The organism is Streptomyces sp. NBC_01016 (assembly GCF_026341035.1).
GTDB lineage: Bacteria > Actinomycetota > Actinomycetes > Streptomycetales > Streptomycetaceae > Streptomyces.
Map to the genome: position 1 here is coordinate 623,339 of NZ_JAPEOQ010000001.1, position 25,843 is coordinate 649,181.

The 25,843-nt window shown below is 71.9% G+C and carries 23 protein-coding genes; 12 read left to right on the plus strand and 11 right to left on the minus strand.

Going from position 1 to position 25,843, the window contains the following annotated elements; translation table 11 throughout:
- Positions 1–42 precede the first annotated feature (42 nt).
- The 3 genes from OG746_RS02925 to OG746_RS02935 form a co-directional block, all read right to left on the minus strand.
- On the minus strand, positions 43–660 hold the full coding sequence (locus tag OG746_RS02925; RefSeq protein WP_266711284.1) for a TetR/AcrR family transcriptional regulator: 618 nt from the start codon (positions 658–660) through the stop codon (positions 43–45).
- Positions 657–1,481 carry a sugar phosphate isomerase/epimerase family protein gene (locus OG746_RS02930; protein WP_266711285.1) on the minus strand — a complete coding sequence of 275 codons (825 nt, stop codon included), beginning with the start codon at positions 1,479–1,481 and terminating at the stop codon, positions 657–659. Before OG746_RS02930 ends, OG746_RS02925 begins: the two co-directional genes overlap by 4 nt.
- A 143-nt stretch (positions 1,482–1,624) precedes the next feature.
- Positions 1,625–2,575, minus strand: a complete 951-nt coding sequence (locus OG746_RS02935; protein ID WP_266711286.1) for a Ppx/GppA family phosphatase — start codon at positions 2,573–2,575, stop codon at positions 1,625–1,627.
- Between the two features lie 80 nt (positions 2,576–2,655).
- Between OG746_RS02935 and OG746_RS02940 the strand changes: the two genes are divergently transcribed.
- Positions 2,656–3,537, plus strand: coding sequence for a DUF3109 family protein (locus tag OG746_RS02940; protein WP_266711287.1), 882 nt, complete (start codon positions 2,656–2,658; stop codon positions 3,535–3,537).
- A 30-nt stretch (positions 3,538–3,567) separates the two neighbouring features.
- On the opposite strand, the gene OG746_RS02945 is transcribed toward OG746_RS02940, so the two are convergent.
- On the minus strand, positions 3,568–5,277 hold the full coding sequence (locus tag OG746_RS02945; RefSeq protein WP_266711288.1) for a BACON domain-containing protein: 1,710 nt from the start codon (positions 5,275–5,277) through the stop codon (positions 3,568–3,570).
- Positions 5,278–5,530: 253 nt separating this feature from the next.
- On the opposite strand from OG746_RS02945, the gene radA reads away from it, so the two are divergent.
- Both radA and disA read left to right on the plus strand, forming a co-directional pair.
- Complete coding sequence (gene radA / locus OG746_RS02950) at positions 5,531–6,937, plus strand: DNA repair protein RadA (RefSeq protein WP_266711289.1); 1,407 nt, start codon at positions 5,531–5,533, stop codon at positions 6,935–6,937.
- 92 nt (positions 6,938–7,029) lie between these two features.
- Positions 7,030–8,154 carry a DNA integrity scanning diadenylate cyclase DisA gene (disA, locus tag OG746_RS02955; protein ID WP_266711290.1) on the plus strand — a complete coding sequence of 375 codons (1,125 nt, stop codon included), beginning with the start codon at positions 7,030–7,032 and terminating at the stop codon, positions 8,152–8,154.
- A gap of 81 nt (positions 8,155–8,235) precedes the next feature.
- Here the strand turns inward: disA and OG746_RS02960 are convergent, their stop codons facing one another.
- On the minus strand, positions 8,236–9,063 hold the full coding sequence (locus tag OG746_RS02960) for a hypothetical protein (protein ID WP_266711291.1): 828 nt from the start codon (positions 9,061–9,063) through the stop codon (positions 8,236–8,238).
- A gap of 186 nt (positions 9,064–9,249) precedes the next feature.
- Here OG746_RS02960 and OG746_RS02965 point away from each other — a divergent pair, with 186 nt between their 5' ends.
- Positions 9,250–9,915, plus strand: coding sequence for a phosphatase PAP2 family protein (locus tag OG746_RS02965; RefSeq protein WP_266711292.1), 666 nt, complete (start codon positions 9,250–9,252; stop codon positions 9,913–9,915).
- Between the two features lie 76 nt (positions 9,916–9,991).
- Here OG746_RS02965 and OG746_RS02970 read toward each other — a convergent pair whose 3' ends face one another.
- Positions 9,992–10,675: a response regulator gene (locus tag OG746_RS02970; protein WP_266711293.1), complete on the minus strand. Its 684-nt coding sequence runs from the start codon at positions 10,673–10,675 to the stop codon at positions 9,992–9,994.
- Positions 10,663–12,243, minus strand: coding sequence for a sensor histidine kinase (locus OG746_RS02975; protein WP_266711294.1), 1,581 nt, complete (start codon positions 12,241–12,243; stop codon positions 10,663–10,665). Before OG746_RS02975 ends, OG746_RS02970 begins: the two co-directional genes overlap by 13 nt.
- A gap of 580 nt (positions 12,244–12,823) precedes the next feature.
- On the opposite strand from OG746_RS02975, the gene OG746_RS02980 reads away from it, so the two are divergent.
- From OG746_RS02980 to cseB, 4 genes are all read left to right on the plus strand, one after another.
- The gene (locus tag OG746_RS02980; RefSeq protein WP_266711295.1) at positions 12,824–13,741 is read left to right on the plus strand and encodes an iron-sulfur binding domain-containing protein; all 918 of its coding nucleotides are present in this window, start codon (positions 12,824–12,826) and stop codon (positions 13,739–13,741) included.
- A gap of 194 nt (positions 13,742–13,935) precedes the next feature.
- The gene (locus OG746_RS02985; protein ID WP_266711296.1) at positions 13,936–14,487 is read left to right on the plus strand and encodes a SigE family RNA polymerase sigma factor; all 552 of its coding nucleotides are present in this window, start codon (positions 13,936–13,938) and stop codon (positions 14,485–14,487) included.
- 167 nt (positions 14,488–14,654) lie between these two features.
- The gene (locus OG746_RS02990; protein ID WP_266718679.1) at positions 14,655–15,290 is read left to right on the plus strand and encodes a hypothetical protein; all 636 of its coding nucleotides are present in this window, start codon (positions 14,655–14,657) and stop codon (positions 15,288–15,290) included.
- 33 nt (positions 15,291–15,323) lie between these two features.
- The gene (gene cseB, locus OG746_RS02995; protein WP_266718680.1) at positions 15,324–16,052 is read left to right on the plus strand and encodes a two-component system response regulator CseB; all 729 of its coding nucleotides are present in this window, start codon (positions 15,324–15,326) and stop codon (positions 16,050–16,052) included.
- On the opposite strand, the gene OG746_RS03000 is transcribed toward cseB, so the two are convergent.
- Entirely contained in the window at positions 16,042–16,365 is a 324-nt protein-coding gene (locus tag OG746_RS03000; protein WP_266711297.1) for a hypothetical protein, read from the minus strand. The two genes, cseB and OG746_RS03000, sit on opposite strands and share 11 nt — an antisense overlap.
- Before the next feature lie 7 nt (positions 16,366–16,372).
- Between OG746_RS03000 and cseC the strand changes: the two genes are divergently transcribed.
- Positions 16,373–17,638, plus strand: coding sequence for a two-component system sensor histidine kinase CseC (gene cseC / locus OG746_RS03005; protein ID WP_266718681.1), 1,266 nt, complete (start codon positions 16,373–16,375; stop codon positions 17,636–17,638).
- A 63-nt stretch (positions 17,639–17,701) separates the two neighbouring features.
- Here the strand turns inward: cseC and OG746_RS03010 are convergent, their stop codons facing one another.
- Positions 17,702–18,283: a TetR/AcrR family transcriptional regulator gene (locus OG746_RS03010; protein ID WP_266711298.1), complete on the minus strand. Its 582-nt coding sequence runs from the start codon at positions 18,281–18,283 to the stop codon at positions 17,702–17,704.
- Between the two features lie 164 nt (positions 18,284–18,447).
- Between OG746_RS03010 and OG746_RS03015 the strand changes: the two genes are divergently transcribed.
- The gene (locus tag OG746_RS03015; protein WP_266711299.1) at positions 18,448–19,191 is read left to right on the plus strand and encodes an SDR family oxidoreductase; all 744 of its coding nucleotides are present in this window, start codon (positions 18,448–18,450) and stop codon (positions 19,189–19,191) included.
- A gap of 73 nt (positions 19,192–19,264) precedes the next feature.
- Here OG746_RS03015 and OG746_RS03020 read toward each other — a convergent pair whose 3' ends face one another.
- On the minus strand, positions 19,265–20,869 hold the full coding sequence (locus tag OG746_RS03020) for an MDR family MFS transporter (protein ID WP_524540366.1): 1,605 nt from the start codon (positions 20,867–20,869) through the stop codon (positions 19,265–19,267).
- A gap of 142 nt (positions 20,870–21,011) precedes the next feature.
- Here OG746_RS03020 and OG746_RS03025 point away from each other — a divergent pair, with 142 nt between their 5' ends.
- Positions 21,012–21,593: a TetR/AcrR family transcriptional regulator gene (locus OG746_RS03025; RefSeq protein WP_266711301.1), complete on the plus strand. Its 582-nt coding sequence runs from the start codon at positions 21,012–21,014 to the stop codon at positions 21,591–21,593.
- Positions 21,594–21,615: 22 nt separating this feature from the next.
- Here OG746_RS03025 and OG746_RS03030 read toward each other — a convergent pair whose 3' ends face one another.
- A complete protein-coding gene (locus tag OG746_RS03030) occupies positions 21,616–22,323 on the minus strand; it encodes a M23 family metallopeptidase (protein ID WP_266711302.1) in 708 nt (235 codons plus the stop codon).
- A 424-nt stretch (positions 22,324–22,747) separates the two neighbouring features.
- Here OG746_RS03030 and OG746_RS03035 point away from each other — a divergent pair, with 424 nt between their 5' ends.
- On the plus strand, positions 22,748–25,768 hold the full coding sequence (locus tag OG746_RS03035; RefSeq protein WP_266711303.1) for an NACHT domain-containing protein: 3,021 nt from the start codon (positions 22,748–22,750) through the stop codon (positions 25,766–25,768).
- Positions 25,769–25,843: the final 75 nt, after the last annotated feature.

Genomic DNA, 25,843 nt, shown 5'->3' on the forward strand with positions numbered 1-25,843 from the left:
TCCGTCTCACTGAGTGCTCACGGGCCGGTCAGTACGGGGTGCTCACGGCCCGGTCAGATGGCCCTGCACCACGGGGGCGATCCGCCCGATGACCCACTCCGCGTCCGCGGACGCCAGCGGCTCCACCTTGATCACGTAGCGGAGCATCGCCATTCCCACGAGCTGCGCTGCCGCCAGTGACGCCCGCAGCTCGGCCTCGCCCTCCGGCAGGTCGAGCCGCTGGGCGATCCGTGCGAGCAGCTGCGAGGCGACGAGTCCCCGGAAGACGCCCGCGGCCACCTCGTTGTTCAGGGCGGACCGCACGATGGCGAGCAGCGGCGCCCGGGTCGCGGGCGCGTCCCACACACCGAAGAAGAAGCGGGTCATGCGCTCGCCGACCCCGTCCAAGGGCCCGTCCGCCAGGGCCGCGGGGGCCTCCAGGGCCGGTGCGAGGACCATCTCGATCGACGCGGCGAACACCTGCTCCTTGGTGCCGAAGTAGTGGTGCACCAGGGCCGAGTCCACGCCTGCGGCCTTGGCGATGCCGCGCACCGACGCCTTGTCGTAGCCGCGCTCGGCGAATTCCTCGCGGGCCACGTCCAGGATCCGCTCCCGCATGCCCGGACCGGCGTCCTGCTGCGCGCGCGGGGGCCGGCCCCTGCGGCGTACCGGCTCGGTCATGAACGCGGGACCCGCGCGGCCGACGCCAGGTGCAGGCGCGCGAAGGCGAGGGCCTCCGCGAGGTCGGCCTCGCGTTCGGCGCTGGACATCGCGCGCCGCGTATTGACCTCGATGACGACGTGCCCGTCGAATCCGTTCACGGCGAGGCGGTCCAGGAGTTCGGCGCAGGGCTGCGTGCCGCGGCCGGGGACGAGGTGCTCGTCCTTGCCGGATCCGCCGCCGTCGGCGAGGTGGACGTGGCCGAGACGGTCTCCCATGCGGTCGATCATCTGCATCGCGTCGGTGCGCGCCGTCGCGGTGTGGCTGAGGTCGACCGTGAAGTGCCGGTAGTCGTCCTTGGTCACGTCCCAGTCGGGGGCGTACGCGAGCATTTCGCGGTCCCGGTAGCGCCACGGGTACATGTTTTCGACGGCGAACCGCACATCCGTTTCGCCCGCCATCCGCCAGATGCCTTGGACGAAGTCCCGTGCGTACTGGCGCTGCCAGCGGAACGGGGGGTGTACGACCACGGTCGACGCCCCCAGCTTCTCCGCGGCGGCCCGCGCGCGCTGCAGCTTCACCCACGGGTCCGTCGACCACACGCGCTGCGTGATCAGCAGACATGGCGCGTGAACGGCGAGGATCGGGATGCGGTGGTAGTCGGAGAGGCGGCGCAAAGCCTCTATGTCCTGGCTGACGGGGTCGGTCCAGACCATGACCTCGACACCGTCGTAGCCCAGGCGCGCGGCGATCTCGAAGGCCGTCGCCGTCGACTCCGGGTAGACGGAGGCCGTGGAGAGCGCGACCTTCGCATCCGGGATGCGCACCACTGGTTCTGCCACGGGGACAGGGTACGGCCCCCGTGGCGGGGCGGGGGCGCCCACCCGGATGATCACGTTGTCCGGCGCCTCGGGCCCACCCGTCCCCACGTCTCGGGGCTCCGCCCCGGACCCCGCTCCTCAATCGCCGGAGGGGCTGAAAATGCTCAATCGCCGGCCGGGTCCGAGTCTGTCGGCATGTGGTCCAGGCGGCGGAGGATGACGCCCTCGCGGAGGGCCCAGGGGCAGATTTCGAGGGTTTCGACGCCGAAGAGGTCCATCGCGCCCTCCGCGACCAGCGCTCCGGCGAGCAGCTGGCCCGCTCGGCCCTCGGAGACTCCCGGTAGTTCGGAGCGTTCCTCCACGGTCATCGCGGCGAGCTGCGGCACCCAGTCCTCCAGGGACTTCCGCTTCAACTCCCGCTGTACGTAGAGACCTTCCGCCGACCGGGCCGCCCCGGCGAGGCGTGCGAGCTGCTTGAACGTCTTCGATGTGGCCACCACGTGGTCCGGCGCCCCGAACCGGGCGAACTCCCCCACCGTGCGCGCGATCTGCGCCCGCGCATGGCGTCGCAGCGCCTTCACGTCGTCCGGATCCGCCGGGTCCCCCGGCAGCCAGCCGGCCGTCAACCGGCCCGCACCGAGCGGCAGCGACACCATGGCGTCCGGGTCCTCGTCCAGGCCGTACGCGATCTCCAGCGAGCCGCCGCCGATGTCGAGCACCAGCAACTTCCCGGCGGACCAGCCGAACCAGCGCCGCGCCGCAAGGAACGTGAGCCGTGCCTCTTCCTCGCCGCTGAGCACCCGTAGTTCGACGCCCGTGGCCTCCTTGACGCGCGCGAGGACGTCGTCGGCGTTGCTGGCCTCGCGCACCGCCGATGTCGCGAACGGCAGCAGGTCCTCGACGCCCTTGTCCTCGGCGGCCTCCAGGGCCTCTCTGACCGTCCCGATCAGCAGGTCCACGCCGTCCTGCCCGATCGCCCCGCGGTCGTCGAGGAGTTGGGCGAGCCGCAGTTCGGCCTTGTGCGAGTGCGCGGGCAGCGGGCGGGCGCCGGGGTGTGCGTCCACCACCAGTAGATGGACCGTATTCGAACCCACGTCGAGGACACCGAGTCTCATGTAGGGAACGCTACTGCTCTGTACGGCGTGCCCGTCCAGGAAGGTCCTGTAGAAGGCGGCAACGCCTTTACTCTGGAACGGTGCCAAAGACGAAAAAGGCCAAGGCCGACAAGAGCGACAAGAAGACGAAGTCGGCAAAGCAGGAGCTGAAGAAGCAGAAGGACCAGCAGAAGGACCTCCAGAAGCAACCGAAGCAGCGGGCCAAGGCGGACGAGAAGCCCATCGACTTCCCGCGCGCGTGGGTCGAGTTCCCTGATCCGGCGGACGACGAGCAGATCTTCCGCTGCGATCTGACATGGCTGACCTCTCGTTGGAGCTGCATCTTCGGCAGCGGCTGCCAGGGCATCCAGGCGGGCCGCGCCGACGACGGCTGCTGCACGCTCGGCGCCCACTTCTCCGACGAGGACGACGAGAAGCGGGTGGCGGAGAACGTGGCACGCCTCACGCCGGACATCTGGCAGCACCACGACATCGGCACCGAGACCGGCTGGGTGTCGACGGACGAGGACGGGGAGCGTCAGACCCGTCCGTACGAGGGCTCGTGCATCTTCCAGAACCGGCCGGGCTTCAAGGGCGGCGCGGGCTGCTCGCTGCACATCCTGGCGCTCAAGGAGGGCCGCGAGCCCCTGGAGACGAAGCCGGACGTCTGCTGGCAGCTCCCGGTCCGCCGTACGTACGAGTGGATCGAGCGGCCCGACGACACCAAGGTGCTCCAGGTCTCGATCGGCGAGTACGACCGCCGTGGCTGGGGTCCGGGCGGCCATGACCTGCACTGGTGGTGCACGTCGGCGACCTCGGCGCACGGCGCGGGCGACCCGGTCTACGTCAGCTACGGGCCCGAGCTCACCGAGCTGATGGGCAAGGACGGCTACGACAAGCTGGTCGAGCTGTGCGAGGAGCGCCTCGCGGCCGCGCCCAAGGGCCTCCCGCTCATCGCCCCGCACCCGGCCGACCCGGCGTAACTCACACATCCGACAGTCCCGGAGCGGACGTCAGGGGGTCCCCGACGGCGAGCCCGTCCCGGACCCCCCGGTCCCGGAGGGCGACCCCGGGTCCGACGGGGGCGCCGTGTCGGAGGGCTCGGGGTCGCTCGGGCTCGGCGTCGAGCTCCCGGTCGGATCCGGCGTCGGATCGGGCGAGGAGTGCGTCGGCGTGGGCGTCGGCCTCGGGTGGTTCGGGGACGGCGGGACGGAGTGGGGCGGCGAGGGCCGCGACGTGCCGCCGCCACCTCCACCGGAGCCGGAACCCCCGTACCCCTCAAGGGAGATGACCGCCCCGGAAGGGTCGATCCCGACGTGCGCCGTCCAGTGCCCGCGCGGCTCCCGGTACTCGTTCACGTACACGTGGATGGTGAGCGACTCGCCGGGGCGCAGCGTGCCCGAGGCCTGGCTCAGGTACAACCATGACGCGTCCGTGGAAGCGGTCCAGTCGACGGGCGTGCGGCCCGAGGCGGTGAGCGTGATCGCCGTCGAGTTCCCGCTGGGCTGCGCCTCCACGGTGATGCGGCCGGGGCCGCGCCCCGCGCGCGTGGGCGGCGATGTGACCTCTACGGAGACGTCGGGCGAGCGGCTGCCCGCGGTGAAGCTCGGGTCGGGGCTCGTCCGCGCGTTCCCCGCGTTCTCGTACGCGCCGCCGGTCCGCTCGCCGTCGAGGCTGTCGGCCGTGCCGTCCTCGCTGGCCGTCACAGAGCGGCCGTCCGCGGTCTCGCCGGTCAGCGGCGCACCCCGGTAGGCGGCCCACAGGGCGAGCACCGGGGCGGCGACCACGGTGGCGACCACGGTCGTCGTCACGGCACGCGAGCGCAGCCGGTCGCGGCGGGCCGCCCGGTCCTTGGGGTCCATCGGGTAGCCGCGCCGGTCGAAGCGCGGGGCGCCCGGGGGCCGGCCGTGCATCGCGTGGTGCAGGGCCGCCCGCGGGGCCTCCACCAGGGGCAGCGCGGCCGGTGTCACCGTGGTGCCCGGCCAGGCGCGGGGCGCGGCGCGCTCGGCGGTGCGGCGGCAGCGCGGGCAGTCGTCGACGTGCCGGACCAGCTCGCGGCGCAGGGCGGCCGAGAGGAGCACCTGGTTGTCCCCCGTGAGGCGGGCGACGCTGGGGCAGGTGCCGGTCTCGACGACGGCGAGGGCGGCGCGGGTCCGCTCGACCTCGCAGGCCGCGGCCGAGAGCAGCTCGCGGGTGGCGGTGGGGTCGGTGCCGAGGACGGCGGCGACCTCGCGCGGCGACAACTGGTGGCGCACGGCCAGCTCCAGGGCCTCGCGCTGCTCCGGGGTCGTGCCCGCGGCTTCCGGCCAGGCGAGCTGGGCGAGCTGCCGCCTGCGCTCCTCCTGGAGGAGACCGTCCTGGGTCTGGGTCCTGCCGCCCTCCTGCGCGCTCTGACGCCGCCGATTGGCCTCGGCCAGACGGCGCAGACAGGACCAGCGGGCCAGCGCGTAGAGCCAGGCCCTGCGCTCGGCCGGCGAGTCACCGGCAGGGGCGCGGGAGCCGCGCCGCTCGGCGAGCGCGAGGGCGTCGCCGAGCGCCGAGGTCGCCTCGTCGTGATCGCAGAGCACGGAGAGGCAGTAGGTGAACAGGCCGTCCAGACAGGACTCGTAGCGGGCGGGCGGGCGCTGCGGGGCGGTGCGCGGCTCCTGCCGCCTCGCCCCGGTGCGGTGCGCCCGGTGTGCGCCGGTGGTCTGTGTGGGAGTTTCCGGCCTGCTGCTCATCACCGTGCGACCGTAGGCGCACCACGCGGGGGCTTCCTCCCCCTTGAGCACATTTAATCCTTACGGGTGAAACGATCCCTCAAAAGAGGACAGGAACCCGTCATTCCGTGGCCAGCGCGGCTACGCGGGGCGACTTCGGGGGTGAACCGGGGACGGTGGCACGGGGGTGTACCGAGGGCGGGCCCTTGAGCGACCCGAGGGCGTTGGCACGGGCCGCGCCCACCCGTTGTCAGTCCTGCCCGCTACGGTTTCGTTCATGGCTGCCCGTACGAAATCCAAGGACCGTCCGTCCTACCGCTGCACGGAATGCGGCTGGCAGACGGCCAAGTGGCTGGGCCGCTGCCCCGAGTGCCAGGCGTGGGGGACGATCGACGAGTACGGCGCGCCCACCGTGCGCACCACCGCACCGGGCCGCGTCACCACGTCGGCGCTGCCCATCGGCCAGGTCGACGGCAAGCAGGCGACGGCCAGGACCACCGGCGTGCCCGAGCTCGACCGGGTGCTCGGCGGCGGCCTGGTGCCCGGCGCCGTGGTGCTGGTCGCGGGCGAGCCCGGCGTCGGCAAGTCCACGCTGCTGCTCGACGTGGCGGCCAAGGCGGCCAGTGACGAGCACAAGACCCTCTACGTGACGGGCGAGGAGTCGGCCTCCCAGGTCCGCCTGCGCGCCGACCGGATCCATGCGATCGACGACCACCTGTACCTGGCCGCCGAGACCGATCTGTCCACCGTCCTCGGCCACTTGGACGCGGTGAAGCCGTCGCTGCTGATCCTGGACTCCGTACAGACGATCGCGTCCGGGGAGATCGACGGGGCGCCCGGCGGGGTGTCGCAGGTGCGCGAGGTCGCGGGCGCACTCATCCGCGCCTCCAAGGAGCGCGGCATGTCCACGCTCCTGGTCGGCCACGTCACGAAGGAAGGCACGATCGCGGGCCCTCGCCTCCTGGAGCACCTGGTGGACGTCGTCCTCAGCTTCGAGGGCGACCGGCACGCGCGCCTGCGCCTCGTACGCGGCGTCAAGAACCGCTACGGGACGACGGACGAGGTCGGCTGCTTCGAGCTGCACGACGAGGGCATCACGGGCCTCGCCGACCCCAGCGGCCTGTTCCTGACCCGGCGCGCCGAGCCGGTGCCCGGCACCTGTCTGACCGTCACCCTGGAGGGCCGCCGCCCACTGGTCGCCGAGGTCCAGGCGCTCACCGTGGACTCCCAGATCCCCTCGCCCCGCCGCACCACGTCCGGCCTGGAGACCTCCCGCGTCTCGATGATGCTGGCCGTGCTCGAACAGCGCGGGAAGATCAGCGCGTTGGGCAAGAGGGACATCTACTCCGCGACGGTCGGCGGCGTGAAGCTGACCGAGCCCTCGGCCGACCTGGCCGTGGCGCTCGCCCTCGCCTCCGCCGCGAGCGACACCCCGCTCCCCAAGAACCTTGTGGCGATCGGAGAAGTAGGCCTCGCGGGCGAGGTCAGGCGGGTCACGGGCGTGCAGCGCCGGCTCGCCGAGGCACACCGGCTCGGCTTCACACACGCGCTCGTTCCGTCCGATCCGGGAAAGGTCCCGGCCGGTATGAAGGTCCTGGAAGTCGCCGATATAGGGGACGCTCTGCGGGTGCTGCCGAAGGGTCGTCGGCGAGAGGCCCCACGGGAGCCGGAGCAGCGCCGGTAGACTTTGCCCTGGTCTCGCCCGTGCGTGCGAACGCGAGGGACGAAGACCCCGAGCCCCAGGGCACCCCAAAGTCTGCGATCCGGAGGAGTGCAGTGGCAGCCAATGACCGGGCGGCAACTCCCGGCAAGTCCGGCGGAAGCTCCGGTGCGGACAGTCTGATGCGCGCCGCGCTGAGTGCCGTCGCGCCCGGAACCGCCCTGCGCGACGGCCTGGAGCGCATCCTCCGCGGCAACACCGGAGGCCTCATCGTCCTCGGCTCCGACAAGACGGTCGAGTCGATGTGCACGGGCGGCTTCATCCTCGACGTGGAGTTCACGGCCACGCGCCTGCGCGAGCTGTGCAAGCTCGACGGCGGCATCGTGGTCTCCTCGAACCTCGACAAGATCCTGCGGGCCGGCGTCCAGTTGGTGCCGGACCCCACGATCCCCACGGAGGAGACCGGCACCCGGCACCGCACGGCGGACCGGGTCTCCAAGCAGGTCGGCTACACCGTCGTCTCGGTCTCCCAGTCGATGCGCCTGATCGCCCTGTACGTGGACGGGCAGCGCCGCGTCCTGGAGGACTCGGCGGCGATCCTGTCCCGGGCCAACCAGGCCCTCGCGACCCTGGAGCGCTACAAGCTGCGCCTCGACGAGGTGGCGGGCACGCTCTCCGCCCTGGAGATCGAGGACCTGGTCACGGTCCGGGACGTCTCGGCGGTCGCGCAGCGCCTGGAGATGGTGCGCCGCATCGCGACCGAGATCGCCGAGTACGTCGTCGAGTTGGGCACGGACGGCCGGCTTCTGGCGTTGCAGCTCGACGAGTTGATCGCGGGCGTCGAGCCGGAGCGCGAGCTGGTCGCGCGGGACTACGTGCCCGAGCCCACCGCCAAGCGTTCCCGCACGGTCCCGGAGGCGCTGGTCGAGCTGGACGCGCTCAGCCACGCGGAACTGCTCGAACTGCCGATAGTGGCACGGGCCCTGGGCTACACCGGCTCCCCCGAGGCACTCGACTCGGCGGTGTCCCCGCGCGGGTTCCGGCTCCTGGCCAAGGTGCCGCGCCTCCCTGGCGCCATCATCGACCGCCTCGTGGAGCACTTCGGCGGCCTGCAGAAGTTGCTGGCCGCGAGCGTGGACGACCTGCAGACGGTCGACGGGGTCGGCGAGGCGCGGGCGCGGAGCGTGCGGGAGGGCCTGTCGCGGTTGGCGGAGTCGTCGATCCTCGAGCGGTACGTGTAGCCCTGTACAGCCCCGCCGGCGTTTGAGGCGCGGGGTCCGGGGCAGAGCCCCGAGACGCCGCGCCGGAGGGGCTTGAGTGGCTCAGTCCTTCTTAAGGACGAACGACGTCTGCGCCGCGGGCAGTTGCGCCGCCTTCACCTCGACCAGGTAGGTCCCCGGCCCCGCCACTCCCGCCGAAGGCGTCGCGCACTGCGGCTCGCTCGGCCGCAGATCCCACGTGTAGTCCCGCTGCACCGTGCCGCCCGCGGGGGCCCGCAGCACCATGCCGCCCGCCCCGGCCGGGCAGTCGTCGGAGGACCAGAACGGCTTGTCGGCCTCCGCCTTGGTGATCGTGACCACCGCGGTCTTCGGCCCGAGGTCGACCTTGCAGGACTTGTCCGCCGTGTTCTTGGCGACGAGTTGGAGCTTCGGCTTGTCCCCGGGCGCGTACGAGTTGTGGACGCTGCGCACCTTCAGGGTCACGCCGCCCGCCGTGCAGTCCGGGAGGCTGGAGCCGGCCGGGACCTGGTCCCCGGAGGACGTACCCCCGCTGCCGTTGCCACCGCCGCTGCCGCCGCCGTCACCGGAGTCGCCGCCCGCAGCATCGTCCGAACCACCGGACCCCGCACCCGAACCACCCGAGCCGCCGGAACCCGAGCCAGAACCCGAGCCGCCGGAACCGCCCGACTCGTCGCGTCCGCCGGGGTGTTCGCTGATCGCGGGTCCCGTGCCGGAGGGTCCCGGCGTGATGGACTCCGTCGGACTCTTGCCGCCTGAGCCGTTGGCGCCGTTGTTCCCGCCGCCACCGCCCAAGGTGACGATCCAGACGATCAGCAGCGCGAGCAGCGCCACCACGGACAGCAGAACAGCCCTCCGTCGCCAATAGATGGAGGAGGGGAGCGGCCCGATCGGATTGCGCAGAGATCCCACGGCTCAAACCTTACGAGAGATCGGGCCGTTGTCCGGTGCTACCCGCCGCCTCGCACACCAAGTTTTCCGGATCATCATCACGCGCACGCCGCCGAACGGGCTCCGGGACCCCTGTCGATCGTCAGGTGGGGCCCGGGACCATCGCTGGATGTGACAAGCCTTGGGTATTGCATACTGTCCGTCACCATGGGAACCATCGACTCCGACCTGTATCGCGGCATCACCGATTTCGCCCACGACACCCCTTCGTGGTTTCAGCACCTCATGGAGGTGTGGACGGAACTGGGTCTGCTGCTGTTCGCCGTGCTCTTCGTCGTCGCCTGGTGGCGGGCGCGGGCCAACGACCCGAAGGCCTTCGCCGTCGCGGTGCTCGCACCGCTGGCCACCGCGGTCGCGTATGTGATCAGCGAGGTGGTCAAGTCGGGGATCGACGAGGAGCGGCCCTGCCGCGCCGTCTCGGGCGCCCTGCCGTCCCTGATCGACTGCCCGGTCTACGGAGACTGGTCCTTCCCCTCCAACCACGCCACGATCGCCGCCGCCGCGGCCGTGGGCCTCGCGCTGGCCTGGCCGAAGGTGGGCTGGTTCACGGTGCCGATGGCGCTCCTCATGGCGTTCTCACGCGTCTTCGTGGGCGTGCACTACCCGCACGACGTCGCGGTGGGCCTGCTGCTCGGCACGCTGGTCGCGTTCCTCGTCGTACGCCTTCTGACGCGGCCGGGAGCGCGGGTGACCGAGGCGATGCGGGGGTCCGGGAACGGGCTCGTGCGGTGGTTCGCCGGGCCGGGGCCCGCGGGGGCCGGGTACGGCTCGACGCCCGACGGCCGCTCGCGGCGCGGGGCGCACAGGCGCTGAACTTTCTGAAGACAGACAGACGTAGCGGGCCCCGAAGATGATCGGGGCCCGCTACGTCTTTCGGCCTCCAGAACCGCTACGTCAGCAGCCCCGCCTCGTACGCCACGATGGCCGCCTGCACGCGGTTCTTGACCTCGAGGCGCTCCAGGACCGCGCTGACGTACGCCTTCACCGTCCCCTCCACGAGGTTCAGCCGGTCGGCGATCTCCGGGTTCGACAGGCCCGCGCCGACCAGGCCGAGCACCTCGCGCTCGCGCGGGGTGAGCGCCGCGACGCGCTGCCGGGCGGCGGCCTCGCGGGTCAGCCGCCCGCCGCCGAGCCCGTCGATGACATGCCGGGCCACCTTCGGCGACAGGAACGCGGCGCCGTCCGCCACCGCCCGTACGCCCGCCATCAGTTCGTGCGGATCACCGGACTTGAGCAGGAAGCCGGTCGCGCCGCCGCCGAGGGCCCGCGCCACGTACGCGTCCTCGGAGAACGTGGTCAGCATCGCCACGGCCGTGCCGGGCACCGTCGCCGTGATCTCCTCCGCCGCCGCGAGGCCGTCCAGGCGCGGCATGCGGATGTCGAGGAGCGCCACGTCCGGGCGGTGGGCCTGGGCGAGCCGCACGGCCTCCCGCCCGTCGGCGGCCTCCGCGACGATCTCGAAGTCGCCGCCCGCCGCGAGGATCGCGCCGACCCCGGCCCGGATCATCGCCTCGTCGTCGGCGAGCAGCACCCTGATCCGTCTGCCGGCGCCCGGTTCGCTCAGCGCGCCCATTCACGCTCCTCTTCCTTCACTTGGTCGGCGGTGCCCGCCTTCGGGATCACCGCCTTGTCGACGAGGGTGTGCGCCGTGTCGTCGGCGAAGCAGAGTCTGAAGTGCTCGACGGACACGAACAGTTCACCGCTCGCCCGGTAGTAGCGGCAGTCCGCGTGCGCCGGGGGCGGCGTGGGCGCGCGCTCGACGGGCGGGTCGCTGATCGTGCGCTCGGGCAGCCGCGACTCGACGTCGGCGAGGGGCGCGCCGACACGCAACTGCGCGTACGCCTGCGGGGTGAGGACGGCGTGCGTCTTCGTGTACGCGTACCAGGTGAACGCCCCGCCGATCAGGACGGTTCCCGCGACCGCCGCCGCCCCGAAGGCCAGGCCCACGCGGCGTCTGGCGGTGCGGCGGGCGTGCCCGAAACCGGCGTCGACGTCGACGGGGGTGCCGCCGAGCGGGGCGCCGGGCGCGGGAAGGCGGGCGCTCACCCGGAAGCCGCCGTCGTGCGGGCCGGCGTCGAAGCCGCCGCCGAGCGCGGTGATCCGGGCCCGCAGGCCGAGCAGTCCGGTGCCGCTGCCGGACGGCGCGGCGGGCGCGTCCGCCGGGCGGGCGTTGGTGACGGTGACGGTCGTGGCGGTGTCGTCCTGCCGCGCCTCTACGGTGACGGGGGCGCCCGGCGCGTACTTGGCGGCGTTGGTCAGGGCTTCTTGGACGACGCGGTAGACGGTGCGGTCTTCGGTGCCGGTACCGGGGGCGCTCACCAGGTGCACCGGGAGGCCCGATTCGGCGGCCCGGTCGACGAGTTCCGCGACGGTCTCGCCGGGTGGGGCGAGCGGGGCCTGCTCGTCGTCCTCCTCGCGCAGCAGGCCGATGATTCCGTGCAGCCGGTCGGTGGCGTCGGAGGCGGCGGAGCGCAGGTCGGCGGCGGCGTCGCGGTGCTGGTCGGCGAGGCCGGGGGCGACCTGGAGGGCGCCGGCGCGCAGCGCGATGAGGCTGAGTTCATGGCCCAGGGAGTCGTGCATGTCCTGCGCGATCCGGGCCCGTTCGCGCAGCCGGGCGCGGTCCGCGACGATCCGGTGCTCGCGCTCCAACTGCTCGGCCCTGGCCCAGCCGGCGGCGGTCAGCTCGCCGCTCTGCCGCCAGTACCGCCCGATGAGCCAGGGGAAGACGGCGCCGAACAGCAACGTCCCCATGAGCACCAGCCACTCGGCGGCCGGGTCGACCTGCCGGATGCTGATCTTGACGGTGCCGGCGACGGCGAGCGCCCCGAAGGCGAGGAGCGAGGGACGTACGGCCGGTGACCGCAGCCCCATGAGGTACGCGAAGACGGCGAGCGCGCCCCCGTACGAAAGCGTGAACAGGGATGACGCGACGGCGAGGCCCGGGGCGGCCGCGAGCAGGAAGGCGGTGGCGGGGAGCCGGCGGTGCAGCGCGGTGGCGGCGCCGAGCGCGGCGATCCCGGTGAGCTGCTGCCAGGTGCTGTCCGGTTCGTGCAGATGCAGCCACTCGACGGCGAGCACCGGGACGGCGAGCGCGCCCCAGAGCGACAGCTCGACCAGCAAGGTACGTCGTCGATCCTCCACGCCCCGACGCTACAAGCGAGCCGGTCCCCGCCACCCCTGCCGATCGTCAGGTCCCCCCGACCACCTTCGGCGAACCTGACGACCTACCGCCAGCCACACGGCCGACGCCGCCCTGCCTTGGGCAATCTGCCGCCTGGGGCGGCAGGGTGGGCAAGGCGGCACCCCGGTGCCGCGCACCCCTCACGACGGGCCCTGCCCCGGCACAGCAGCCGGGCCCCGGGGAGGCCGAAGCCCCCGGAGGGGGCGGGCGGGTGGGAGACGACCGGGCACCGGCGCAGCCGGGCAGGGATCGGTGCCCGCGCGGCCGAACGCAGGGGCGCCCACCCCGGCAAAGCTCCAGGACCCGGTGCCGCGCACCCAGCACCACAGACCCCGCCCCCGGCGCAGCCGGAGAGGGGCCGGTGCAGCGCGCCGATCGCATGGACGTCGACCCCGGCAAAGCCCCGGACCCCGGCACCGCACACCGAACACATCGGCGCCCACCCCCGCGCCCCCCGCACCACAGACCCCAACCCCACCCCCGCACAACACCCCACGCTCCCCCGCCCCGGCCCCCGTACATGGCAGGATCGGAGATGCCATGACTGCGCTCACGAAGAACTCCGAGAACGCCGCGACCGCCGCGACCGCCGATCTCCACGCACCGGTCATCGACTGGTTCACCGAGCACGCCCGCGACCTCCCCTGGCGCCGCCGCGACGCGGGCCCGTGGGGCGTGATGGTCAGCGAGTTCATGCTCCAGCAGACCCCCGTCAACCGCGTGCTCCCGGTGTACGAGCAGTGGCTCGCCCGCTGGCCCCGCCCCGCCGATCTCGCCGCGGAGGCCCCCGGTGAGGCCGTCCGCGCCTGGGGCCGGCTCGGCTACCCGCGCCGCGCCCTGCGCCTGCACGGCGCCGCCGTCGCCATAACGGAACGCCACGGCGGCGACGTACCCACCGGCCACGCGCAGCTCCTCGCGCTGCCCGGCATCGGCGAGTACACGGCGGCCGCCGTCGCCTCGTTCGCGTACGGCCAGCGGCACGCGGTGCTCGACACGAACGTGCGGCGGGTGTTCGCCCGCGCCGTCGCCGGCGTGCAGTACCCGCCGAACGCGACGACCGCCGCCGAGCGGAAGCTGGCCCGCGCGCTGCTGCCCGAGGAGGAGGACACCGCCGCCAAGTGGGCCGCCGCCTCCATGGAGTTGGGCGCTCTGGTGTGCACCGCCAAGAACGAGGAGTGCCACCGCTGCCCGATCGCCGCGATGTGCGCGTGGCGGCTCTCCGGGAAGCCCGCGCACGAGGGCCCGCCGCGCCGCGGCCAGACGTACGCGGGCACGGACCGCCAGGTCCGCGGCAAGCTGCTCGCCGTGCTGCGGGACGCCGTCGCCCCGGTGCCGCAGGCCGCGCTCGACCGCGTGTGGGACGAGCCGGTGCAGCGGGCCAGGGCCCTGGACGGCCTGGTCGACGACGGCTTGGTGGAGCCGCTCGCGGGCGGCCTCTACCGGCTTCCGCAGGGCTGAGCCGGGCGCGGAGACCCACACGGCCGACGCGGAGACCCACACGGCCCCCTTCGTTACACAACCGACGGGTAGTCGTGCGTTCGCCGCTGGCCGGAACGGACAACGCCGTGACAACTCCTCCGTAACTTCTTCCTCGTAACCGCACACGACCTGTGCGGACCACGGGGATTGCAGGAAGCGGGAGGCAGTTGATCATGGCGCATGCCGGTGAGGTGCTCGGGTTCGAAGAGTACGTGCGGACGCGGCAGGACGCTCTGCTGCGCAGCGCCCGGCGGCTCGTGCCCGACCCGGTCGACGCCCAGGACCTGCTGCAGACCGCGCTCGTGCGGACGTACGGGCGGTGGGACGGCATAGCGGACAAGCGCCTGGCCGACGCGTATCTGCGCCGGGTCATGATCAACACGCGGACCGAGTGGTGGCGGGCGCGCAAGCTGGAGGAAGTGCCCACCGAGCAGCTGCCCGAGTCCTCGATCGACGACTCGACGGAGCAGCACGCGGACCGCGCCCTGCTGATGGACGTCATGAAGGTGCTCGCTCCGAAGCAGCGCAGCGTCGTGGTGCTGCGACACTGGGAGCAGATGTCCACAGAGGAGACGGCCGCCGCTCTCGGAATGTCGGCCGGAACCGTGAAGAGCACGCTGCACCGGGCCCTCGCCCGGCTCCGTGAGGAGCTGGAGAAGCGGGAGCGCGAGGAACTGGCCAGCCGCGCGCTCGAACGTGAGGAGCGGGAGCGTTGCGCGGCCTAGGCATACGTGCCTCTGGGATTCGTACGTCCCTGATGCGGGGGCGATCCGCCCTGATGCGGAGGCTTTCCGCCCTGATCCGGGGTCTTTCCAACGTGATACGGGGACGTTCCGTCGTGACGCGGGAGCGATCCGCCGTGACGCAGGAGCGTTCCGCCCTGAAGCGGGGCATGAAGGCGGGGGGCGCGGCGATCGCCGGGCTCGCCGCCCTCGGGCTGTTCGCCGGGGGCCTCGCGGCATGCTCGACCGGAGGCACCGGCGCCCGTGACGAGGGCCCCGCCCGCACGGACCCGGTCGGGTCGACGGCGGCGGGCAACGCGAGCCCCTCGGCCTCCGCCTCACCGAGCGCCCCGAGCACCACCCAAGCGGTGCGGCTGGTCAAGCAGGACCCGAAGGTGAGCGCGGACATCAAGCGCGACCTGAAGCCGTGCGTGGCGGACGAGTACCCGGTCGACGTGAGCTACGGAACGCTGACGGGCAGCTCCCGCAGCGACGTCGTGGTCAACGTGATGACCTGCGGAGACGCGGTCGGCATCGGCACGTACGTGTATCGCGACGAGGACGGCACGTACAAGAATGTCTTCAGGGACGAGGAGCCCCCGGTGTACGCGGAGATCGACCGGGGTGATCTCGTGGTAACCAAGCAGGTGTACGAAAAGGGTGACTCGGTCGCCTCACCGTCGGGCGAGGAGATCCTCACGTACCGATGGAGCGGCCACGGATTCGCCCAGGAGAGCCGCACGCACAACGATTACAGCAACGCGGTGGACGGGGCGAGCCCCGCGCCTTCGGACGACGGCGGCTGAGACACGTGGTGGAGGAGAGAACGGATGGCCGGCATGGGCGGTGAACGCAAGGGCGAGCCGACGCACGTCCTGTTCGTCGAGGACGACGACGTCATCCGCGAGGCCACCCAGCTGGCCCTGGAGCGCGACGGTTTCGTGGTCACCGCGATGCCGGACGGGCTCGCGGGCCTGGAGGCGTTCCGGTCGAACCGACCGGACATCGCGCTGCTCGACGTGATGGTGCCGGGGCTGGACGGGGTCTCCCTGTGCCGCCGCATCCGCGACGAGTCGACGGTTCCGGTGATCATGCTCTCCGCGCGCGCGGACTCCATCGACGTCGTGCTCGGCCTGGAGGCCGGGGCGGACGACTACGTGACGAAGCCGTTCGACGGGGCGGTGCTCGTGGCCAGGATCCGCGCCGTGCTGCGCCGCTTCGGGCACGCGGGCGGCGCCGCGGCCGCCTCCGGTGCGGCCGAGGAGAGCCTCGCGCCCGACCACGGGGCGCTGCGCTTCGGCGACCTGGAGATCGACACGGACGGCATGGAGGTCCGCAAGGGCGGGGAGCCGGTGGCCCTGACGCCCACCGAGATGCGCCTGCTGCTCGAGTTCTCCTCCGCGCCCGGCTCCGTACTGTCCCGCGACAAGCTCCTGGAGCGCGTGTGGGACTACGGCTGGGGCGGCGACACCCGCGTCGTCGACGTCCATGTGCAGCGGCTGCGTACGAAGATCGGCCAGGACCGGATCGAGACGGTCCGCGGCTTCGGCTACAAGCTCAAGGCCTGACCGGGCTGATGGGACTTGCGCGTATGAGGAAGGGCACCACGGGGACCGGGTCGGAGACCAAGTCGGCGACTTCCGCTTCGGCGTCTACCGCGTCGGCGACTTCCGCTTCGGCGTCTACCGCGTCGGCGACTTCCGCTTCGGCGTCCGCCGTCCCGGCGCCGCGCGTCACGGGTACGTCGGGTGCCCCTGGCGCCACAGGTGCCGCGAAGAAGTCGGCCGCCGCCGGGACCTCGGCCGGCGCCCGGAAATCCGCCCGCTCCTGGATCCCGCACGGCCTGAGGACCGGCGTGCGCTGGAAGATCAGCGTCGCCATCGCCTTCGTGGGCGCACTCGTCGCCGTCGCGCTCAGCCTCGTCGTGCACAACGCGGCCCGCGTCTCGATGCTGGACAACGCGCGGGACGTCCAGGACGAGCGGATCCAGTTCGTGCAGCGGCAGTACGAGGCGCGCGGCGGCAATCTGCCCGTCGGCTTCAAGGTGGACGACCCGGCGCTCCCGCCCGACCTGCGCGCGAAGGCCCGCGAGGGCCGCCGCGTCACCTACGTGTCGGAGTCGGCCAGCGGCGTCCCCGACATCTGGGCCGCGGTCCCGCTCAGCAACGGCGGGATCCTCTCGGTGCACACCCGGTTCGCCGACCGCAGCGCCACCGTGATGAAGGACCTCGACAAGGCGCTGCTCATCGGCTCGATCTCCGTTGTGCTCGGCGGCAGCGCGCTCGGCGTCCTCATCGGCGGCCAGCTCTCCCGCCGGCTGCGCAAGGCGGCGAGCGCGGCCCGCGATGTCGCGGCCGGCCAGAGCGACGTCCGCGTCCGCCGCGCCATCGGCGGTGTCGTACTCGACGAGACGGACGATCTCGCGCAGGCCGTCGACGCGATGGCCGACGCCCTGAAGCAGCGCCTGGAGGCCGAGCGCCGGGTCACCGCCGACATCGCGCACGAGCTGCGCACGCCGGTCACCGGGCTGCTCACCGCCGCCGAACTGCTGCCTCCCGGGCGGCCCAGCGAACTCGTCAAGGACCGCGCGCAGGCGATGCGTACGCTCGTCGAGGACGTCCTGGAAGTGGCCCGGCTCGACAGCGCCGCCGAGCGGGCCGAGCTGCAGGACATCATGCTCGGCGAGTTCGTGGAGCGCCGGATCGCGGCCCGCGCGGGCGACGGCGTCACCGTCCGGGTGATCCACGAGTCCGAGGTGACGACGGACCCGCGCCGCCTGGAGCGCATCCTCCTCAACCTGCTGGCCAACGCCTCCAAGCACGCCCGCCCACCCATCGAGGTCAGCGTCGAGGGCCGGGTGCTCCGGGTGCGCGACCACGGCCCCGGTTTCCCGGAGGAGCTCCTGGAGGAAGGGCCGAGCCGCTTCCGCACCGGCGCCGCCGACCGCGCGGGGCACGGCCACGGCCTGGGCCTGACGATCGCGGCGGGCCAGGCCCGGGTGCTCGGCGCCCGCCTCACGTTCCGCAACATCCGCCCGCAGGGAGCGGACCACGACGCCCCCGCCGAGGGCGCCGTGGCAGTGCTGTGGCTCCCGGAACACGCACCGACGAACACGGGAAGCTTCCCGATGGTGCGCCTGCCGGGCGGCAAGTGAGCCCCGGCTCCGGCCGGCTCTCCTCGCTCTCCCCTGTCGTACGCACGTGAGCCCCGACCCCGGTCAACTTCCCTGTCGTACAAGGGAGTCCGCGAGTCGTACCGCCTCCACCTCGCCCAACGGCGCGTGCCCCAGCAGGAATCGGTACCAGAAGACTCCGTAGACCTGGTCCACCATCAGCTCCACGTCGCAGTCCTCCGCCAGCTCGCCGCGCTCCCGTCCCCGCTCCAGTACCTCGCGCAGCGCGGCCCGCCGCGCCCCCGTGAACTCCCGCATCAGATCGGCCAGATGAGGATCGTTCGCGGCCTCCCGTACGAGCGTGCGCAGGGCCGGGGCGACCGGGTCCCGCTGGGCCCCCGCGAACGTCGCGGCGACCACCGCCCGCAGGTCCCCGCGCAGCGCGCCGGAGTCGGGAGCGGGCACCTCCGCGTCGGCGCGGTCCGTGAGCGCGTCGAGGAGCACCGCACCCTTCGAGGGCCACCACCGGTACAGCGTCTGCTTGCCGACGCCGGCCTCCTTCGCGATGGCGTCCACGCTCACCGCCGCGCCGTCCGCGTCCGCGAGCAGCCGCAGGGCGGCGTCGAGGACGGCGCGGCGCGCCTCCTCGTTGCGCCGGCGTCCGGTGTGGGCGCGCTCTGGGGGCATGCGACTCACCTTCTCCGTACGAGATACGAGATACGGGAGTTCCGGCGACCTTTCCGCCGGGAACCTCTTGACGAGACTGCGGGTCTCGGCAACACTCACTCTATCGAGACCGGCGGTCTCGTCAACCACCCAGGGAACTCCGGGACCAAGAGGACAGGGTCACCATGACTGCTGCAACACCCTCCGGCACACCCACCCACACCGTCGTCATGGGCGGCAGCTCCGGCATCGGCGAGGCCACCGCCGCGCTGTTCGCCGCACAGGGCGCCGAGGTCACCATCACCGGCCGCGATCGGGCCAAGCTCGACGAGGCGGCCGCGCGGATCGGCGGCAAGACCACCACGTACCGCATGGACGCCACCGATCAGGGCGACATCGAGGCCTTCTTCGCCACCACGGCGCCCGTGGACCACCTCGTCGTCGCGGTGAGCGGCGCGGCGGGCAGCGGCCCGTTCGCCGACCTGGACCTCGACGACCTGGCGCACGGCTTCGACGCCAAGTTCTGGCCCCACCTGCGCATCCTGAAGGCGGCGCTGCCGCGGCTGACCGAGCACGCGTCGATCACCCTCATCACGGCGGCCTCTGCCCGCGCGGCCTTCCCCGGCACCTCGGGCCTGGCCGCGATCAACGGCGCGCTGGAGGCGATGATCCCGCCGCTCGCCGTCGAGCTCGCCCCGCGCCGGATCAACGCCGTATCGCCCGGCGTCATCGACACCCCTTGGTGGGGCCGGGTCCCCGAGGAGCAGCGCAAGGAGCTGTTCGCGGGGCTCGCGGCGACCACGCCTGTGGGCCGCGTCGGCCGCCCCGAGGAAGTGGCACAGGCCATCAACTCCCTTGCCACGAACGGGTTCCTCACCGGCGTGGTCCTGGACTGCACCGGCGGGGCGAACCTGCCGACCGGCCGCTGAACCGCACCCCACGACAGAGCGGTCCCCGGCGCCGTAGGACACCGGGGGCCGCTCGAACCGATCGGAGCCGGGGTCAGCCGGACTTCACCGCGGCCTCATCGCTCGGCACGGCGTCCTCGGGGCCGGGAGTCGGCGCGGCGCCCCGCAGCACGACCTCCTTGACGAAGACCGCCGCGAGCAGCGAGCCGAGGGCCACCACGGAGCCCAGCAGGAACGCGGAGTGCGTGCCGGAGGAGACCGCGAACTGGTAGGCCTCCCGCGCCTGTTCCGGCAGCTTCGCCAGGCTCGCCGCGTCCAACTGCGCCGACTGCTCGGTGACCTTCCCGCCGAGCGCCCCGGCCTTCTCCGCCATGACGTCCTGCACCCGGTTGTTGAACAGCGCGCCCATGATGGCGACGCCGAACGACGAGCCGAGGGTCCGGAACAGGGTGGTGGACGAGGACGCGACGCCCATGTCCTTCATCTCTACGCTGTTCTGCGCGACCAGCATCGTGATCTGCATCAGGCAGCCCATCCCGGCGCCGAGCACGGCCATGTAGAGCCCGGACGTGAATCGCGAGGTCTGGGTGTCCATCTGCGCGAGCAGGAACAGACCGGTGATCATCAGGACGCTGCCCGCCACCGGGAACACCTTGTACTTGCCGGTGTTGGTGGTGACCCGGCCCGCGATCAGCGAGACGACCATCATCGCGAGCAGCATCGGAAGCAGCAGCAGACCGGAGTTGGTCGCGGACGCGCCCTGCACGGACTGCTGGTACAGCGGCAGGAAGAGCACCGCGCCGAACATCACGAAGCCGGTGATGAAGCCGATCACGGACATCAGCGTGAAGTTGCGGTTGCGGAAGATGTGCAGCGGCACGATCGGCTCGGAGGCCCTGGTCTGCGAGAACACGAACCCGACGAGCGCGGCGACGCCGATCCCGATCAGCTCCATGATCACGGCGGAGTTCCAGGCGTACTCGCTCCCGCCCCACGTGGTCACGAGCACGATCGAGGTGATGCCGACGGTGAGCAGCGCGGCGCCCAGATAGTCGATGGACCCCCCGGACCGCTTCTTCGGCAGATGCAGCACGGCGGTGATCGCCACGAGGGCGAGGATGCCGAGCGGCACGTTGATGTAGAAGGCCCAGCGCCAGCCGAGGTGGTCGGTGAGGGTGCCGCCGACGAGCGGCCCGCCGATCATGGCGAGCGCCATCACGCCGGCCATCATGCCCTGGTACTTGCCCCGCTCACGGGGCGGAATCAGATCGCCGATGATGGCCATGACCCCGACCATCAGACCACCGGCGCCGAGGCCCTGAATGGCTCGGAAGCCGATCAGCTGTCCCATGTCCTGGGCCATTCCGCTGAGCACGGAGCCGAGCAGGAAGATCACGATGGAGGTCAGGAAGGCGCCCTTCCTGCCGTACATGTCGCCGATCTTCCCCCAGAGCGGCGTGGAGGCGGCGGTCGCGAGCGTGTACGCGGTGACGACCCACGACAAGTGCTCGAGCCCGCCCAGCTCGCCGACGATGGTGGGCATCGCGGTGCCCACGATCATGTTGTCGAGCATGGCCAGCAACATGGCGAGCATCAGCGCGAGCAGCACGACCCGTACGCTGCGCGGCTGTTTCACCGACGACTGATCCGATCGATCCGATTGATCCGCTGTCGCGGGCTGTGCCGCCGCCTGTGTCATGGTCCCCACTCCCCCTGCGTCACCCGGGACTTACTTGTCGCCCGGCTAGTTACCTACAATGGGGAAAGTAGAGCGCCAACTAGCCGGGCGTCAAGTAAGTTTTTTCCCAAGGGCTCGACAAGGGCACGAGAGGCAGCAACCGATGGTCACGGGCAGCAGTAAGCCGCAGCAGCGCCGCGGGGACACCCGCCAGCGCATTCAGGACGTGACCTTGGAGCTCATCGCCGAGCAGGGCTACGAGAAGACGTCGCTGCGGGAGATCTCCGAGCGCCTCGGTGTGACGAAGGCCGCGCTCTACTACCACTTCAAGACCAAGGAAGACATCGTCGTCAGCCTGTTCACGGACCTGATGAGGCCGATCGACGACGTGATCGCGTGGGCCGCCGAGCAGCCGTCGACGCTGGAGGCCAAGCTCGAGATCCTCGGCCACTACTCGGAGGCGCTGGCCCACGCCGCCCCGCTCTTCCGCTTCATGCAGGAGAACCAGGCGACGATGCGCGAGCTGAGCATCGGCGAGAACTTCAAGGAGCGGATGACGTCCCTCCTAGACCATCTGCTCCCCGAGCACGTCACGCTGACCGACCGGGTCCGCTGCTTCAGCGCGCTGTTCTCGATGCACGCCGGAATGTTCGTCCTCAAAGACGTCGAAGGCGACCCCGAGGAGAAGCGCAAGGCCATCCTCGAGGTCGCCTCCGACCTGGTCACCCGGGCCCATCAGAGCTGACGGGCCGACGTGGTGGGCGTCGTCAGACGCTCACGCCCTCCTTCTTCAGGAAGGAGACGGGGTTGACCGCCGAGCCGTAGTCCGCCGTCGTGCGGATCTCGAAGTGCAGGTGCGGGCCGCTGGAGTTGCCGGTGTCGCCGGACAGCGCGATGTGGTCGCCCGTGCCGACCGTGTCGCCGACCTTCACGTCGATCTTCGACAGGTGCGCGTACTGCGAGTACGTGCCGTCGCTGTGCTTGATGACGATGGCGTTGCCGTACGCGGCGCCGTCACCGGCGCCGTTGCCGCCGGCCTTGACGACGGTGCCGCCGTGCACGGCGGAGACATCGGTGCCGACGGGCACGGCGAAGTCCTGGCCGGAGTGGTGACCGCTGGCCCACATGGCGCCGCCCTGCGAGTAACCGGCGGAGAGTTCGTAGTCCTTGACCGGGTCGATCCAGGACTTGGCCTTCTTCTCCTCGGCCGCCTTCTTCTTGGCCTCGGCGGCCTTCTTCTTCGCCTCGGCCTCCTTCTTCGCCTTCGCGGCGTTGTCGGCGGCCTTGGCCTGGGCGGTGGCCTGGGCCTCGACGGAGGAGGAGGCGATACCGGGGAGGGCGGTGGCGTCTGCGGAGTCGGCGACCGCGGCCCCGGTCCCGAGCAGCGCCGACACTCCGAATCCGGCGGCCACGACGGCGGCACGCTTGCGGAGCATCGACGTACCGGGGCGGTGGGACTGGGTGCGCTTCGACATATGGGCAGACCTCTCGAACTGGGACATGAAGGGGCCCGGCGCACTGCCTCGTGCTGCCGGGCCGGCCATCCCTTGGTAACCCCACCGCCCATCACCACCCAAAACGCCCATCTACGACATGTCCTCGTAGACCCACCCCGAGGGTCGTTCCGACCGGACCGCCGCCAGGCCGGGACGAAAGACGCCCGATTTATGCCCTCATCCCTGGTTTAAGCCCACTTCATCGCCGTACGCCCGGACCGGGCGGGCACACCTCTCCAACCAAACAGACAAATCACCAGAACCCCTCAACCGCGTAACGACCTACCCAGACCACCCTCATCCCACTATTTCCGTTAGTACGTGACGCACGTCCTGTGCGGCAAGTCACCGACCGGCAAGATCCAACCCCCCGCGGATGTGACCGGGGCTACGCTCCCGAACCATGGATCCCGCTGCCCTCGGCACCCGTCTGGCATCGAGCGTGATCGCCCCGGCGCTCAAGAAACTCCTCGTTCAGGAGGGCCCGGGAGCGGGCCTGACGGACAAGCCGGTACGCATCTCCGGCCTGGTCTCCTTCCGGGGCGAGAAGCGCACCCTCACGGAGGCGGACCTCGAACGGCTCGCCCGCAAGCTGGTCGACGCGGCGGTGGCCGGGCCCGGCGAGCCCCCGTTCCCGTACGAGGAGCAGGAACCGGTCGTCCTCGCCCTGACCCGCACCCTGCACGCGCTCGGCGACCTGACCATGGACGACGTCCAGGCGGTCCGCCTCGGCCCGCGCGCCCTGGCACACGCCCTGCGCCGCGCGGCGCCCACACCGGAGCTCTCGGCCGACGCGACGTACTTCCTCGACGCGCTCACGGAGTGGTCCTGCGTCCACATCCTGCACTTCTTCACGCAGCGGTCGACCTTTGTGGCGCGGACGCTGGTGGAGCAGAGCCGGGGGCAGGCCGAGGCCCTCGCCAAGATGGACGCGCTGCTCGCCCGCGACGACGGCCCGGGCCGGGACCGCGCCTTCGAGGAGCGCTACCGGAGCTATCTGGCCATCCGCCACAACCACCTGACGATCTTCGGCCTCGACGCCCGTGACACCGCCGACAGCTGGCCCCTGGACGTCGCCTACCTGAGCCTCGAAGCGACCCGGGACGCCGCCCCCGAACCGGGCGAAGGGCCCGGCGCCACCGCCCCCGTCACCGTGCGGCTCGCCGCCGAGGACGCGCTCACCGGGCCGGGCCACGAGCGCGTCCTCCTGCGCGGCGATGCCGGATCCGGCAAGACCACGCTGATCCAGTGGCTCGCCCTCACCTCCGAGGAGCGCATCCCGTACGTCCTGCCGCTGCGCACCCTGATCCGGGCCGCCCGGCTCCCGGCCCCCGCCGACTTCCTTGCCGGCACCGACTGTCCGCACTCGCCGCCGGACGGCTGGGCGGAGCGCGTCCTGTCCGACGGGCGCGCGCTCGTCATGGTCGACGGCCTCGACGAGGTGCCTTCCGCCGACCGCGCCCGCGTACGGGACTGGCTCCTTGCCCTGGTCCGCGGCTACCCGGGCGACCGCTGGCTGCTCACCGCACGCCCCACCGCCGTACGCCCCGACTGGCTGGCCGGCGACGGCTTCACGGAACTCGTCCTCGCCCCGATGGACCGCCCCCGCGTCACGGCCTTCGTACGCCGCTGGCACGCCGCCGCGCACGCCCCCGAGCACGAGGAGCCGCTGCTCGACACGCTGCGCACCAAGCCGGACCTCGCACGCCTGGCCACCAACCCGCTGATGTGCGGCCTCATTTGCGCCCTGCACCGGGCCCGCCGCGGCTACCTTCCCCCGCGCCGCAAGGCCCTCTACGACGCCGCGCTCCAGATGATCCTCACCGAACGGGACCGGCAGCGCGGCATGGGCGGTCTCGACGGCATCGACCTGGAGACCGAGGACCAGGTCGAACTCCTCCAACGCCTCGCGTACTCCCTGGTGTTGGCGGGCCGCACCGAAATGGACGAGGACACGGCGCTGACGCTCCTGGAGCGCGCCCTGCCCTCCGTCCCCGCCGCGTCCGCGCAGGGCGACGCGACGACGATTCTGCGCCATCTCCTCCTGCGCAGCGGAGTGCTGCGCAGCCCCGCCCCCGGCATCGTCGACTTCGCCCACCGCACGTTCCTCGACCACCTGGGCGCCCGCTACGCGGTCGAGGAGGGCCACTTCGACGTCCTGCTCGGCCACGCCGAGGACACGCAGTGGGAGGACGTGCTGCGGATGGCGGTGGCGCATGCGCGTACGCGTGAACGGGGGCGGTTGTTGCGGGGGTTGCTGGCGGCCGACGTCCCCCGCCTCACCCTCCTGGCCCTGGCCTGCCTCCAGGACGCGTCTTCGGTGGACCAGGAGGTGGTGGAGGAGGTGCGGGCACGAGCGGCGGGGTTGATTCCACCGCGCGACAAATTCGAGGCGGAACAGCTCGCCGAGGCGGGTCCTTTCGTGCTGGAACTGCTGCCGGGGCCGGAGGGGCTAAAGAATGCGGAGGCGTATGCGGTGGTAGTCACGGCGTCCCTGCTGGGCGGGGAGGGCGCGCTCCCGGCCCTGAAGAAGTTCCGTACGCATGCGGCCCTGAACGTACGGCGCCAACTGGTTGGCACCTGGCACCGGTTCGACCCTCAGGAGTACGCAGACGAGGTCCTCGCCCACCTCGACCGCGACGGTCTCGACCTCACCGTCCAACGCCGCGAGGAGTGGGCAGCGGCCCGACACCTGCGCGGCTGGAGCAGTCTGGACTTGCGCGGCCCGTACACGCTCGCGGAGATCTTCGCAGGCACGGAACTGAACGAACTCGCCCGCCTCTCCCTCCGGTACAACCCCCTGGTCGAGGATCTCGTCCCGCTGGCAGAGCTTCCCTCCCTGCGGGGCCTCTTGCTGGACGACTGCCCAGAAGTACGTGACCTGGCACCCCTCTCGGGGTTGGCCCTGGAGCACCTCATGGTGTTCGACCTGTCGACCGTGCGGGGGCTGCGCGACCTGACCCGGCTGCCGTCTCTGTCCGTGAACCTTCCGCTATCCGGTCCGACGCTGGCCAACAGCCTTCCGACGTCCGAGCGCCTCGACTCCCTCTATCTCGCCAAAGGCGCCATTACGTATACGGGCCTGCGCGGCCTCGACGCCATGCCATGCCTACGCCATCTGACACTCGGTACGGGCGCCGGTCCCTGGGCGCCGGCCGACTGGCACTGCCTCCGCGAGCACCCCTCCCTCAGCTCTCTGTACCTGATCACGGGCGAGTTGCCGCCCGGCCCCCTCCCCGAACTCCCCCGTATCGACCGTCTCGGTCTGCGTCTTCCTCACGGCCCCGCCCAGTTCGCCAACCACGCTCCCCTGTTCCCGGCCGTCCGCAACGTCACGATCTACCCTGGCCCCACCGCCGTACAGGACCACGCCCCTTACGCCGCCCTCTTTCCTCACGCGGAGGTAATCGTCCGCCCCTACTGAACAAAAACGGGTGGGCCCGAACCGTTCCCTCAGGAACAGCTCGGGCCCACCCGTATCAGGCTCGCCCCGGAGGGG